Here is a 13,152-nt window from a genome sequence, read left to right as displayed (position 1 = left end):
CATCCGCGAGCCTGTGGATGACGCGGAGTGATCAGGCAGCGAACGCTCGTCGGTCGCATGTTCCGTGCGGGCTGACGGCCGGTGTCAGCCGCCCGTGCTGCTCAGCACCTCGGTCGCCGCGATCTTCAGCACGCCGCCCTCGTCCACGAAGCGATACGCCGTGATCTCCCGGGCGACCCGACCGTCGGCGAAGGTGTACGTCAGCGTCGCCTGGGCCCGGTCGGGCGCCGTGGGATCGACGTCGGCGATCGACACGCTCACCACGTTCCCCCAGAACGCGTCGTACGCGGCGCGACCGCCCACGTGGTTCACCTGGTAGTCGGCCGTCATCCGCGGCCACGCGCTGTCTCGATCGCCGGGAAGCAGCCCGTAGTAGCCGACGAGCGTGTCGACGATGCGCTGCTCAGCGCTCGGCGGCGCTGCGGGCGGCTCCGGCTCGGGCGACGGTTCCGGCTCAGTGGTCGGCGTGGATTCGGCGGTCGGGGTCGGGGTCGGGGTCGGGGACTCGGCGGTCGGCGACGGCGTCGCGGACGTCTCGGACGGCGCCGACGTCGGCTGGACGCTCGCGCCGGTGATCGGATCGGCATCCGGTCGCAGCGCTCCGTAGAGCAACCCACCGCCGACCACGAGGAGTGCGACGACCACGATCGCGCTCACCACGCCGCCGACGCGGCGGCGACGGGTCGGGGGATCGGCCTCGGCCTCCGCCTCGCGTTCGGCCCCGGCCTGCGGGTCGGGCTCCGCCGTCCACGGGAAGAGCGGCGCCGGCATCCGGCGGTCCGGAGAGCCGGATGGCGCCGACTGCGCGTCCGCCTTCGTCTCCGTGTCCGCCTCCGCGCCGCCGAGACGCTCCGTCTCGGCCGTCTCGCCGATCGGCCGCGTCTCGGCGGCGAGCGGGGGAGTCGCGTCGGGGGCGCCTGTTGCGGCGGCCGCAGCCGCCGCGCCCGCGCCTGCGCCCGCGAGCGCGGCGGTCGGCACCCCGTCGTCAGCGTCCGGCACCGCGGCATCCGCTTCATCGGAGGTGACGGCCCGGGGCGGAACGGGCACCGGAACGTCCGCGTCGCCGGACAAGCCGCGCTCGAGCTCCGCCAGTCGAGCCGCGACGGTCGGCATGTCGGGCCGGAGCTTCGGGTCGGTCGAGAGCATGTCGCGGAGCAGCGGTTCGAGCTCTCCGGCACGTCGCGGCGCCGGAACGGTGCCGCGCGCCACCTTGTGCAGCAGGGCGATCGCGTTCGGATCAGCGCCGAACGGCGGCGCGCCCTCGAGCATCGCGTACATCGTCGAACCGAGCGAGAACACGTCGGAGGCGAAGCTCGACGGGTCGCCTCGCGCCACCTCCGGGGCGAGGTAGGCCGGAGTGCCGTGCACCATGCCCGTCGCGGTGATCGACGCGTCGCCGAGCGCGTGCGAGATCCCGAAGTCGCTGATCATCGCCGAACCGTCGTCGCGGATGAGGATGTTGCCGGGCTTGACGTCGCGATGGACGATGCGCCTGGCGTGCGCCGCGGCCAGCGCGGACGCGACCTCGGCGCCGATCCGGGCCGTCTGCGGCGGCGTGAGGGCGCCGTGCTCGCGGAGGATCGCCGACAGCGGCGTCGACTCGATCAGCTGCATGACGAGGCAGGGCTGCCCCTCGTGCGCGACGACGTCGAACACCGGCACGGCGTGCGGATGGTGCAATCCCGCGCTGATGCGGGCTTCGCGCATCGCGCGCTTCGTCGCGACGTCGCGCTCCTCGTCGGTCAGCTCCGGTTGCGTGCGGAGCATCTTCAGCGCGACCGCTCGATGCAACCGTTCGTCCCATGCCTGCCAGACGACGCCCATGCCGCCGGAGCCGATCAGCTTCACCAGGCGGTAGCGGTCGGCGACGAGGGTCGTCGGCGTACTCATCGTGGGGTGTCCTTCGCGCTCACCCCAGACGGTACCTCCGGCGCTCGCCGCGGTTCGCGGGCTTGCGGCGGTGCACGGCGTATGGAAGGACGTTCCCGCGCTGTGGCGTCCGCATAGTGTGGGGTCGTGCGCGACGACGAGGCGGTCACGAGGTTCTTCGCGGGCGACGAGAGGGGCAGGGAACTGTTCGACGTGGTCTCTGCGGCGATCGCCGAGCTCGGCGAGTCCGAGATGCGGATCGGCAGGAGCCAGATCGCGTTCCGCCGCCGACGAGGATTCGCCTACGTGTGGCGACCCGATCGCTACCTCAGCACGACGGTTCCCGCCGTGCTGTCGATCGCGCTCCGCGATCGCGTCGATTCCGACCGGTTCACGGAGATCGTGCATCCATCGCCGTCGGTGTGGATGCACCACCTCGAACTGCGCGACCCGGAGCAGGTCGACGGCGAGGCCCGCGGCTGGCTGGCCGCAGCGTACGCCGAGGCCGAGTGATCCGGCCCCGGTCCTCCGCTCGGTCGGGGCCCGGGGCGAAGTTCAGGGCGGTCCCCGATGCCGACGGGATCGCCGGCTCGCCACCATAGATGAGGAATGCTCGATGAGGTGGTGATCGAGATGTCCATCGTCCGGAAGGTGATCGGTGCGCTCGCGCTCGGCGCGGCCGCGGTCGTGATGTTCGGAGATGTCGCGGCAGCGAACGACCCGGGCGACACGGTGGTGTTCCTCATCGACGTCTCGGGGTCCATGGAGGGCGAGCCGTTGGACCAGGCGAAGTCCGCGCTCGTCCGTGAACTCGCCAGCCTCCCCGAATCCCGGCCGGTGGGTCTCCGCGCGTTCGCGGGCGAGTGCGAGGATCCGCCCGTCCTCGCCATCGCTCCCGGTGAGGCGACGCCGTCGTCGCTCACGTCCATGGTCGAACGACTCGGCATCGGCGGTGGTACCCCGACAGGGCCGGCGCTCCTCGCAGCGGCAGCCGACCTCCCCGCTGGATCGGGCACGATCGTGCTGCTCACGGACGGCCTCGCGGAATGCACGCCGCCTCCCTGCGACGTGGCAGCCGACCTCGTGGCCCGAGGCCTCGACATCCGCATCAATACCGTGGGGTACGGCTTCGGCAACACCCCACCGGATGAGCTCGCCTGCATCGCCGAGACCACCGGCGGACGGTACTTCGACGCCACTGACGAGGAGTCGCTCGCGTCGGCGCTGGGCGAGGCCACCGACGCAGGCGCGTCCGGATCCGGCGGCGTGCCCGCGGCCTTCCTCGCCGCCGCCGCCGTCGGCATCGCGCTCGTCATCTGGGCCCTCGCTCGGCCGTCTGCGCCGTGGAACCAGCGCCGACTGGTCCACCATCGAGTCGGCGTCGCGGCGACGCAGGGACGGGGCGTGGCCTGGTCCCCGAGCCGAGACGCCGAGGACGGGTCATCGAGCCGATCGGTCCGCCTCGAGGTCCGGCCCGGTCACTGGACGCGCATCGAGGAGGAGGAGGACGACCATGCCTAGCCCACGAGTCACCATCCGGAGCCTCGCCCTCGAACCGGGCGACGGCGGCGTCGGCGACGAGATCGCCCGGATCGCGGCAGAACGCGACGTCGGAGGCGCCGTCGCGAAGGTCGTCACCCGCATGGCCGCGGCAGGCGGGGACTACGTGGCCGGAGAGGTGGGCCGGGTCGCCGACGGCCTCCTCGACCTCGACGTGACGGACGTCGTCGCCCACGCCTGGGACCGCCACCGCGCGGTCACCGAGGCGAAGGAGTGGTCCGCGAAGAACCCCGACGGCGAGATGGTGGTCCCGCTCGTCACCCACACGGTCAAGTGGAGCTACGAACCCGCCGTCGAGGTGTCCGTCGACGCGATCGCCGTCACGAGCATCGCGCTCGCGGTGGGCCTCGACACGACGGTGAAGGGGGCGATCATCGCGTTCCGCCGTGGCGAGGTCGCGGATGTCCGCACCGGGACCGTCGAGGTGCGCGCGAAGGTCGAATGCGAGGGCGTGAAGCTCGCCGAACGCAGCGGGACGTTCGGGCTCCCCGCGCTCCTCGGATTCAGCGGGGCCCCGCCGGTGCAGGCGCCGGCGCCGGTCCAGCGCCCGGAACCGGCCTACCGCCCAGGCGACATCGTCAACGGCCATCGGCTCAATGCGGATGCCACGGCCTGGCTGCCGGTCGATCGGTATCGCCCCGGCGATGTCGTCAACGGCCATCGCCTCGACCCCACGGGCACGACCTGGGTACCGATCGCGCGACGCTGAGGGCGAGCGGGATGCCCTGCTCGTCGAGCCGATGAGCGCAGGCACGCGGAACGGCCGGCGACCCGGAGGTCGCCGGCCGATCCGGTCGGAGGTTCCGAACGGTGCGTCAGTCCAGCAGGTGGTCCAGCGCGCGCTCCATCCAGTCGGCGCGGGTCGCGGCATCCGTGATGCCCTCGAACCCGAAGCCCGCGTAGAGCGAGCCCGGCGTGGCCACGACCGCGGCCTCCGGGAACCCGCCCGCCGTGGTGCGGATGAAGTTGTTCGGGTTGGGTGCGCTGCCCTCGGGCGGGCCGGTGATCTCCCAGCCGCCGAGGTCGGCCTCGAACGAGGTCGAGCCTTCGCCCGTCGACACCTCGATGTCGTCGAAGAAGACGCCGAGGCCCTGCGTGGCCCAGTCGCTGGCGTACGACAGCGCGACCTCGACCTGGCCGCCGGCCCACGGGCTGAGGTCGACCTCCCACTGCTGCCATCCGCCGGAGTTGCCGGATGCCGCGTTCCAGACGCCGCTCGACCCGGTCGGCTCGCAGGAGCCGGGCGTCTGGTAATGGTCGACCTGCGGGTGCAGCTCGTTCCAGCCGGAGAGGCAGCTGTCACCGGTGCCCTGCGACGTGTGCCCGTTGGCGTCGGGCAGCGTCGTCCAGTCATCCTCGCCCGGGGTGTGCGCCTCGACGAACGTGAAGTCCCAGTGGGCTTCGGTGTCGTACGACGTCCAGAACGACAGCGTGGCGCCGCCGGCCGGAACGTCGATGGTGCGCATGAGCTGCTTGTACGAGACGTCACCGAGCTGGGAGTACACGTAGTAGTCGCCCGTGTGCGGTTCGAACGGTCCGCCGGCACGGTCCCAGCGGGCCGAGACCCAGCTCTCGAACTGCGGGTAGTCCGCCACCGGCAGCACGCCGCTCGTCGTGATGAACGAGTTGGTGTGCACCTGGTTCTGCGCGCTGTCGGCGCCGTTGAAGCCCCAGCTGAGGCCCTCGAGCGGCACATCCACGCCGAGCGCGTCGAGCACGTCGCCCTGGTCGTCCAGGCCGGCCGAGTCGACCGCCACGTAGGCGCCGAGCCAGTACTGCAGGACGTCGTTCGTCGCGTCGCCCGAACCGAACAGCGCCTTGCAGCGGGCCAGCACGGCCGGATCGGCGCGGCACTCGGCGTTCGCCGACGTCGGGTCGAAGAACTGCGTGCCGAGGTTCGGCGTGTACTGGCTGCCGGCCCAGTCGCCCGTGTAGAGCACCTGCCCGCCCTCGTTCATGAAGTCGCGGACGTTCAGGAGCTCGTCCATCGCGAGACGCGAGGCGTTGCCGCCGCCCCAACCCGCCTCACGCGTGACGATGTCGTCACCCGTGTACCAGACGACCGCGTCGTAGTGCGAGAGCACGCCGAGCGCGTCCGCCGCGGTCCGGCCCATGGCGTCGACGTCGTAGACGTCGTAGGTCGCGCCGTTCGCGTCGAGCGCGTCCGTGTAGTACGCGAGGTGGTTCGGACCGCCCGCCTGGCCCGGCGATGCGCCGGTGTAATCCTCGGCCGCGAGCACGAGCACGTCGGCGCCGGACTCCGAGACGGCCTCGTACGTGAACGAGTCGCTCGTCTCACCGCCGCCCTCGAACCAGACCTCGACCTCGTCACCGGGATCGGTGCCCGTGACGACACCGCTCATCACGCGGTAGTAGACGTCGGTGTTCCCGCCGTAGCGGTCGCCCCCGTCCCACTCCTCGGTCGTCGCGCTCTGCGCGGCGCCGCCGTCGATCGAGTACTTCAGCGTGACGTCGCCGAGGCTGCGCTTCGCGAGGACGCGCACCTCCTGCGGGTCGCCGTAGGAGTACTCGAAGGTGAAGTTCGCCTGCGGAAGTCCGACCTTGTAGTCGTCGTCGCTCTGCAGGTAGAACGGCTCGGTCTCGAGGCCGAGGTGCGACACCGGGTTCGCCGGGTCGGCCGCCGACTTCGCGACATCGGTCGAGAACGGCAGGATCCGCTCGAACTCCGCCTGCACGAGCGCCTCGTCATCGGGGAAGACGAAGCCGCCCCCGCTGCCGCCGTCGCTCAGCTCGGGCGTCCACGCGAGCGTGCCGTGCGCGGAGTGCGCGAAGTCGGTCGTCTCGCCGTTCGTCACGTAGAGGACGTCGGAGGACAGACCCGGCTCGAAGCCGTCGATCGACGGGTTGTCGAGGTTGCCCGACAACGCGTAGTAGATCGGGTCGTCGGCGCTGGGCGTGCCGATCTGCCAGCCCTCCGGGTACAGCAGCCACTCGCCGAAGGAGTGCCAGTTCACCTGGAACTCCGGCTTCGCGCGGTCGAAGAGCGACATCATCGCCTGCGTCTCGGGCTCGGATGCCGGTGACGGGCCGCGGTAGGTCTCGCTCGCGGTCTGCGACGACGATCCCTCCTCGTCGTAGCCGAAGTGCTCCTCGTAGTTGCGGTTCGGGTCGACGCCGTCGCCGCGGTTGACCTCGCCGTTGCCGTCGTTGTCGCGCAGGTTCTTCCGCCACAGCCGCTCGGCGTCGAACGTGTACTGGTATCCGTCGGGGTTCGCCACGACGAGGAACCAGAGTTCGGTGGTCTTGAGGAGGTCCTTGACCTCCTTGTCGTCGGACTTCCACTCGTCGATGTACCAGTTCAGCAGCCGCCGGTTCGTCTCGGTCGAGATCCACTCGCGTGCATGCTGCGTCGAACTGTAGAGCACCGCGGGTCGTGAGCCGTCCTTCTGGCCCTTCGCACCCTGGGTGAGCTTCAGCGCGATGATCTCGCGGCCCTGGTAGGTCTCGCCGAGCTTCACGAGCTTGACGAGCTGCGGGTTGTCCTTCGCGAGCTGGTACATCTCGTCGCGGATGCCGCCCGGCTCGTCGTACGAGCGCCAGACGTTGTAGCCGGAGGCGGCCTGCTCCTCCGCCATCTGCTTGGCGGACTTGCCGTTCTTGCCCTTCTTCACCTTCACGTCGATGTCGCGCTCGGAGAGCGCGTCGGCCTCGGCCTCGCTGAGGATGAGATCCATCTGCAGACCGCGCGCTGAGGCATGGCTTCCGGCGATGTCGAGCCCGGACGCGGCGATATCGGCCGCCTGCTCGGCGCTGACCTCGGCGGTGTACATGTCGAGCGAGCCGACGTCGTCCTCGGCGGCGTTCGCGCCCATGGGACTCAGCATGGCCGCGGCGAGGGCCGCGGCGGCGGTTCCGAGGGCGATCCGGTTTCGGGTGGAACGGTTTCCAGTCATGACGACCCCTCCGGTCCGGCTCCGGCCAGAGGGGATTGGTGACGACGACGTTGTGCGTCCCAAGCTCGCCACGCTTCTGGCGCTGTGCGGACCCTAGCCGACACTGTTCTCCCGTCGACGAGGCGTTGTCAAGAACCGATCCGAAATCATCGACCCCGCCACCATCCGGGCAGGTCGGCGACGGAGTCGAGCACGGCATCGGGCGTGACGTCCCCGTCGAGATCGGACGGATCGAACTTGCCGGTGCGCACGAGGACGCCCGCGAGTCCCGCGCGTTGCGCGCCCTCGACGTCCGATCGGAGGTCGTCGCCGACCATGACGACCTCGTCGGGCGAATCGGCGAGCGCGTCGACGGCGGCACGGTAGAAGGCCGCCGCCGGCTTGCCGAGCACCACGGCCTCGCGGCCCGAGGCGTACTCGAGCCCGCGCACGAACGCGCCGACATCGATGCGCAGGCCGTCCTCCGCACGCCAGTAGCGCGTGAGCCCGAGTGCGATCAGCGGGATGCCGTCGTCCTCCATGAGCAGGCGGAACGCCCGGTTCAGCGTGGCGAAGTCCCATCCGTCGCCGAGGTCGCCCACGACGACGGCGTCGACCGGCGCGCCCGGTTCGGCCGCGATGACGCCGAGCTCCGAGAACTCGGCGGCCGTCGCCTCCGGCACGAAGAGCGCCGGATGGCGGCATCCCTCCGCCTCGAGCCAGGCCGATGCCGCGACGACCGGCGTGAGGACGTCGCCGACCTCGGCGGCGATGCCCATCCCGCCGAGCTTCGCGACGATGTCCCGCCGCGGGCGCGAGGTCGTGTTCGTCACGAACCGGTGCGGGATGCCCGCCTCGACGAGCCACGCGACGGTCTCGGCGCCGCCCGGCACCGGTGCGTCGCCGACGTAGAACACGCCGTCGAGGTCGAGCAGCACGCCGCGGAGGCTCACACGCCCCCTCCGCCCTTCAGCCCGGTGCCGCCCGCGATCGAGCGCATCACGAGCCGGTCGATCACGGGCAATGCCGAGGCCCGCAGGGCCCAGCGTCGCATCAGCAGCCGGAACCGGTCGGGCGGGAGGAAGGTGTCCGCCGCGCGGCGGCCCGCGGCCTGCTTCTCCTCGACCACCGGCCGCCAGCGGCGCTCGTACTCGGCCAGAGCACGCTCGGTCGACGCCGCGTCGCGGCACGGCCCGACGAGATCGGCGAGCAGCTCGGCGCCCGCGATCGCCATCGACGCGCCCTGCCCCGCGAGGAGCGACACGGCCTGGCACGCGTCGCCCGCGAGCACCGTCGCGCCGCGATGCCACTCGGGCAGCACGACCTGGGCGACCACGTCGTCGTAGGGGTCGGGCGGGCACAGCTCGAGCAGTCGATCGATCGGATGCCACAGCCCGCCGAACACCCGGCGAAGCCGGGTCGGCGCATCCTCGCCCGCAATCTCGGCCGCGACGGTCGCGGGTGCGGACGCCCTCGGGGACTGCGCCGCCTCGCGGTAGACGAGGAACGCCGCGACCCGCCCGTCGCGAAGGCTGTAGATCCCCGCCTGGCGGTCGACGGTGTCGGTGAGCACGAACCGCCCGTCGAACTCGGCGTGCAGGTCGGGCGCCCCGTCGACGACGTACGCCGCCGCACGCATCCCGAGCGGTCGCACGAACCTGGACTCGGGGCCGAACAGCGCCGCGCGCACGCCCGAGTGCACGCCGTCGGCGCCGATCACGAGGTCGGCGCCCGCGAGCCACGGGTCGAGGTCCTCCGCGCCGGACTCCGTCGACTCCGTCGACTCCGTCGAGGCCCGCGTCGGCGCCGAGACCGTGGAGACGGTCGAGACCGCGCTCGGCGCGGGATACCGCACGCCGTAGTGGACGCGGACCGCCCCCTCCGGGGCATCGCCGAGCGCGTCGAGCAGCGCGAGCTCGAGGTCGGGGCGCATGAGGCTGAGCAGTCGCCCGCCGACGGCCTTCGCGAACTGCGCGTAGTCGATGCCCGCCGTCCGACGGCCCGACTCGGCGTCGACGTACTCCACCGCGTCGACCGAGTAGGCGACCTCGCGGAGCCGGGGGAGCAGCCCCATCCGGTCGGACGCGTCGAAGCCCGGGCCGAAGAAGTCCATCATGTAGCCGTCCGGCCGAGGCCCCTCCGCGCGCTCGAGCACGTCGACCTGCCAGCCGGCGAGCGCCAGCTGCCGGGCGCACACGAGTCCGGCCATCCCCGCGCCGATCACCGTCGCCCGCATCGCGCTCCGTCCCGGCGGGGGCCGCCCATCCGCCGTCGTGCTCGACGCTACTCCCGCCTCGGGCGGCGTTCCGGGTCGTCCGGCCCGCCGCCGGAGGTCACGTGTCGGCCGTCGGCGTCCAGGCGGCGTCGGGCTCGGGCGGTTCGGGCGACGGATGCCTCGGCGCGCGCGGCACGTACCGGGGGATCCAGCGCCACAGCATGCCCGCGCCCACGAGGCCGAGCACGCCCATCGCCGCTGCGGCAGCCATGAGCGACAGGGCCGACGTGATCGCCGAGATCGCGAGCGGTGCCGCAGCGCCCCCCGCATCGGCGATCGTCCGGAAGGCGCCGAGGAACGGGGCCGGGTTCGACGCGGGCGCGAGGTCGGCGCCCAGGGTCAGGATCACTCCCGACGAGAGCCCGTTCGCGACGCCGAGCAGCATCGCGACGCCCGTGAACCACGCGACGGCGCCAGGCAGCTCGTGCGTGACGGACAGCACGAGGTGCCCGATCGCGAGCCCGACGAGGCCGGGGATGGCGCTCCACAGCCGACCATGCCGGTCCATCACGTGGCCGCTCACGTAGAACAGCGCGAAGTCGATCGTCGCCGCGATGCCGATGACGAGCGCCGCGGCATCGGGCGGAACGCCGAGCGACACCGCCCAGAGCGGCAGGATCACGATCCGGCTCGCCCGGAGCGCGGCGAGCAGGCCCACGCCCGTGCCGATCCGTGCCAGGACCCCGCGGTACGTGACGACGGCGTGACGGATGCCGCCGGCGGCATCCGCTCGGCCCTGCGCCTCGGTCGCCGCGTCGGCGCCGCCGGCGACGGATGCCGCCCGCGCCCGCACCGCGGCCCCGAACACGCGCTCGGGCTCGGGGAGGACGAGCAGCACCGCGACGACCGCGGCGCAGGACGCGACGAGGACCCAGAACACGGCCGTCGCCGACCCCGTCCACGCGATGATCGCGGCCGCCGCGAACGGGCCGATGGCCCAGCCGCCGCGGAACAGGCCCGCCAGCGTGGACAGGGCGCGGGCGCGCACGCGCGCCGGCACGTAGCTCGTGAGGAAGGCGTGCCTGGCGAGCCCGAACACCGCCGTCGCGAGCCCGAGCAGGAACACGCCGACCGCCAGCGCCCATGTGGTCGGCACGAGCAGCGCGAGCAGGGTGCCCGCCGCGGCGAGGGCCGACGCGCCGATCATCGCCGGGCGTTCGCCGACGCGGGCGACGAGCCATCCGGCCGGCAGGTCGCCGACGAGCTGGCCGACCATGAGCATCGCCGCGATGAGGCCCGCGAGCGCCAACGAGGCACCACGGTCGACGGCGACGACCGGGATGACGGGGATCAGCGCGCCCTCGCCGAGCGAGAAGAGGAGGGTCGGAAGGTACGCCGGGAGGACGATCGACCGCCACGAGAAGGAGGGGGCGGTGTCGGTCATCGACTCGATGCTACGCTCGGCCGCCCTCCGCCCAGTGCAGCACCCTGAGGGCGCGGAGCGTGTTCCATCGGCTCGGCCTGCCGTCGCCGTCCTCCATCTCGAAGTGCCGCAGGCCCGGGTGCGTGTTCTGCAGCGGCCACCGCCCGTCGGCGCGGCGACGGAGGCGCACGAGCTCGATCGCCTCGCCGCAGCGGTCGTCGAACGGTGCGCCGGTCGACCGGAGGTACTCGAGCGCGCGCAGCACGTCGTAGTGCCACTGCGGCGGGAAGGAGAAGCGGGTCCACGGGACGCGGATCACCTCGCCCGTCCGGAGCGACCGGAACAACCGGCGCTCGAGCAGGACCTCCTCGCCGCGCGCGCGGGCCGCGGCGATCGCCGGGTCGGGGCCGATCGACCGCTCGACCTCGAGCAGCGCCTCGAGCGCCATGATCGTCGTGTTGAACGACGACGAGTGCGAGTGCGCCGGCGCCCGGCAGTTCCACCCGCCGTCCCCGAGTTGCTCCCCGAGCAGCCACTCGAGGAGGCGGTCGACGGCCTCACCGCGCTCGCCGAAGTAGGCGCCGAGCACGAGCACCATGCTGTTGACGCAGGTCTCGCGCTCACCGCCGAAGAAGGGCTTCCCGCCACGGCCCTCCCAGGTCACGCGCTCGCGGACCCGCGCGATCGCCGCGATCGACTCGGGGGACTCGGGGTCCAGCCCGAGCAGGCGGAGGAGGAGCAGCGTGTACGTCGTCGAGACCCACTTCGGAGAATAGGTCCCTCCGCCCCACTGCCCGTCCTCGGCCTGGAGCGCGAGGAGCCGCGCGCCCCAGCCCTCACGGGCGACCCGGGCGCGCTCGGCTGCGACGGCCTCGGCCGGGGCATCCGTCAGGTCGCGCATCGCCTGCCACCGGATCGACGGGTCGGCATCGAGCAGCCACTCCGCGACATCCATCTCGCGCACCTCGCTCCCGGCCCGCTCGCGAACGCGTCGAGTCTGCCGCACGCCGACCGTGGCGGGAAGGGTCGCCCTCGATCCGCGCGCAGGCCCCTCCCGGGCGGGGCCACTAGGCTGGTCGAGCCATGTTGGATCTTGATCTCACGCAGGAGATCGCCTCCCTGCGAACCACCTTCCGCGACATCCGCGCCGTCGTCGACGTCGACGCCCTCCAGGCCGACATCGTGCGGCTCTCCGAGGAGGCCGGCGCGCCATCCCTCTGGGACGACCCCGCCAACGCGCAGAAGGTCACGAGCGCGCTCAGCCACCGGCAGTCCGAACTCAAGCGCGTGACCGAGGTCGAGCGTCGCATCGACGACCTCGAGGTGCTCGTCGAACTCGCGAACGAGATGGAGGACGAGGACTCCGCCGTCGAGGCCCGCAAGGAGCTCGCCGCCCTCGAGCAGACCGTCAGCCAGCTCGAGGTGCAGACCCTCCTCGACGGCGAGTACGACGCGCGCGGTGCGGTCGTCACCATCCGCTCGGGCGCCGGCGGCGACGACGCCACCGACTTCGCCGAGATGCTCATGCGCATGTACCTGCGCTGGGCGGAGCGCCACAAGTACCCGGTCAAGGTCATGGACACCTCCTATGCGGAGGGCGCCGGCATCAAGTCGGCCACGTTCGAGATCGACGTGCCCTACGCCTACGGCACGCTGTCGGTCGAGGCCGGCACGCACCGCCTCGCCCGGATCAGCCCGTTCGGCTCGGCCGACAAGCGCCAGACGAGCTTCGCCGCCGTCGAGGTCATCCCGGTGATGGAGGAGGCGCAGGAGGTCGACATCCCCGAGAACGACATCCGCGTCGACGTGTTCCGCTCGTCGGGCCCGGGCGGGCAGTCGGTCAACACGACCGACTCGGCCGTGCGCCTCACGCACATCCCGACCGGCATCGTCGTCTCGATGCAGAACGAGAAGTCGCAGATCCAGAACCGCGCTGCCGCCATGCGGGTCCTGCAGACCCGGCTCCTGCTGCTCAAGCGCGAGGAGGAGGCGGCCAAGAAGAAGGAACTCGCCGGGACCATCACCGCGAGCTGGGGCGACCAGATGCGCTCCTACTTCCTCTACGGCCAGCAGCTCGTGAAGGACCTCCGCACGGGCTACGAGGTCGGCAACCCGGCCACCGTGTTCGACGGCGACCTCGACGGCCTCATCGCGGCCGGCATCCGCTGGCGCAAGCAGAAGCACGACTGACC

General features: G+C 72.1%; 10 protein-coding genes. 4 read left to right on the top strand and 6 right to left on the bottom strand.

Annotated features, from left to right (window positions below; genetic code table 11):
• Positions 1 to 84 precede the first annotated feature (84 nt).
• The gene (locus tag ACULK2_RS11370) at positions 85 to 1,890 is read right to left on the bottom strand and encodes a serine/threonine-protein kinase (protein WP_445967350.1); all 1,806 of its coding nucleotides are present in this window, start codon (positions 1,888 to 1,890) and stop codon (positions 85 to 87) included.
• A 126-nt stretch (positions 1,891 to 2,016) separates the two neighbouring features.
• Between ACULK2_RS11370 and ACULK2_RS11365 the strand changes: the two genes are divergently transcribed.
• From ACULK2_RS11365 to ACULK2_RS11355, 3 genes are all read left to right on the top strand, one after another.
• Positions 2,017 to 2,382, top strand: coding sequence for a DUF5655 domain-containing protein (locus tag ACULK2_RS11365; protein ID WP_445967349.1), 366 nt, complete (start codon positions 2,017 to 2,019; stop codon positions 2,380 to 2,382).
• Positions 2,383 to 2,478: 96 nt separating this feature from the next.
• Positions 2,479 to 3,390, top strand: a complete 912-nt coding sequence (locus ACULK2_RS11360; protein WP_445967348.1) for a vWA domain-containing protein — start codon at positions 2,479 to 2,481, stop codon at positions 3,388 to 3,390.
• Complete coding sequence (locus tag ACULK2_RS11355) at positions 3,383 to 4,138, top strand: hypothetical protein (protein ID WP_445967347.1); 756 nt, start codon at positions 3,383 to 3,385, stop codon at positions 4,136 to 4,138. Before ACULK2_RS11360 ends, ACULK2_RS11355 begins: the two co-directional genes overlap by 8 nt.
• A gap of 106 nt (positions 4,139 to 4,244) precedes the next feature.
• Here ACULK2_RS11355 and ACULK2_RS11350 read toward each other — a convergent pair whose 3' ends face one another.
• The 5 genes from ACULK2_RS11350 to ACULK2_RS11330 all read right to left on the bottom strand — a co-directional run bounded on the left by ACULK2_RS11350 (position 4,245) and on the right by ACULK2_RS11330 (position 11,915).
• Positions 4,245 to 7,343, bottom strand: coding sequence for a M14 family metallopeptidase (locus tag ACULK2_RS11350; protein ID WP_445967346.1), 3,099 nt, complete (start codon positions 7,341 to 7,343; stop codon positions 4,245 to 4,247).
• Positions 7,344 to 7,489: 146 nt separating this feature from the next.
• Positions 7,490 to 8,275, bottom strand: a complete 786-nt coding sequence (locus ACULK2_RS11345) for a TIGR01458 family HAD-type hydrolase (RefSeq protein WP_445967345.1) — start codon at positions 8,273 to 8,275, stop codon at positions 7,490 to 7,492.
• Entirely contained in the window at positions 8,272 to 9,558 is a 1,287-nt protein-coding gene (locus ACULK2_RS11340) for an FAD-dependent monooxygenase (protein ID WP_445967344.1), read from the bottom strand. The genes ACULK2_RS11345 and ACULK2_RS11340 overlap by 4 nt, the downstream gene beginning before the upstream one ends.
• Positions 9,559 to 9,655: 97 nt before the next feature.
• Positions 9,656 to 10,981, bottom strand: a complete 1,326-nt coding sequence (locus ACULK2_RS11335) for an MFS transporter (RefSeq protein ID WP_445967343.1) — start codon at positions 10,979 to 10,981, stop codon at positions 9,656 to 9,658.
• Positions 10,982 to 10,991: 10 nt separating this feature from the next.
• Entirely contained in the window at positions 10,992 to 11,915 is a 924-nt protein-coding gene (locus ACULK2_RS11330) for a prenyltransferase/squalene oxidase repeat-containing protein (protein ID WP_445967342.1), read from the bottom strand.
• Positions 11,916 to 12,043: 128 nt separating this feature from the next.
• Here ACULK2_RS11330 and prfB point away from each other — a divergent pair, with 128 nt between their 5' ends.
• Positions 12,044 to 13,150: a peptide chain release factor 2 gene (prfB, locus tag ACULK2_RS11325; RefSeq protein ID WP_445967341.1), complete on the top strand. Its 1,107-nt coding sequence runs from the start codon at positions 12,044 to 12,046 to the stop codon at positions 13,148 to 13,150.
• Positions 13,151 to 13,152: the final 2 nt, after the last annotated feature.

Source organism: Agromyces molybdatiresistens (assembly GCF_052748445.2).
The sequence above is the reverse complement of the archived record's forward strand: the minus strand, read 5'-3'. Positions and strand labels throughout refer to the sequence as shown.

Excerpts from the sequence above, each read along its gene's own strand:
- ACULK2_RS11370 (WP_445967350.1), bottom strand. The coding sequence starts at position 1,890 with ATGAGTACGCCGACGACCCTCGTCGCCGACCGCTACCGCCTGGTGAAG.
- ACULK2_RS11360 (WP_445967348.1), top strand. The coding sequence starts at position 2,479 with ATGCTCGATGAGGTGGTGATCGAGATGTCCATCGTCCGGAAGGTGATC.
- ACULK2_RS11355 (WP_445967347.1), top strand. The coding sequence starts at position 3,383 with ATGCCTAGCCCACGAGTCACCATCCGGAGCCTCGCCCTCGAACCGGGC.
- ACULK2_RS11350 (WP_445967346.1), bottom strand. The coding sequence starts at position 7,343 with ATGACTGGAAACCGTTCCACCCGAAACCGGATCGCCCTCGGAACCGCC.
- ACULK2_RS11340 (WP_445967344.1), bottom strand. The coding sequence starts at position 9,558 with ATGCGGGCGACGGTGATCGGCGCGGGGATGGCCGGACTCGTGTGCGCC.
- ACULK2_RS11335 (WP_445967343.1), bottom strand. The coding sequence starts at position 10,981 with ATGACCGACACCGCCCCCTCCTTCTCGTGGCGGTCGATCGTCCTCCCG.
- ACULK2_RS11330 (WP_445967342.1), bottom strand. The coding sequence starts at position 11,915 with ATGGATGTCGCGGAGTGGCTGCTCGATGCCGACCCGTCGATCCGGTGG.
- prfB (WP_445967341.1), top strand. The coding sequence starts at position 12,044 with ATGTTGGATCTTGATCTCACGCAGGAGATCGCCTCCCTGCGAACCACC.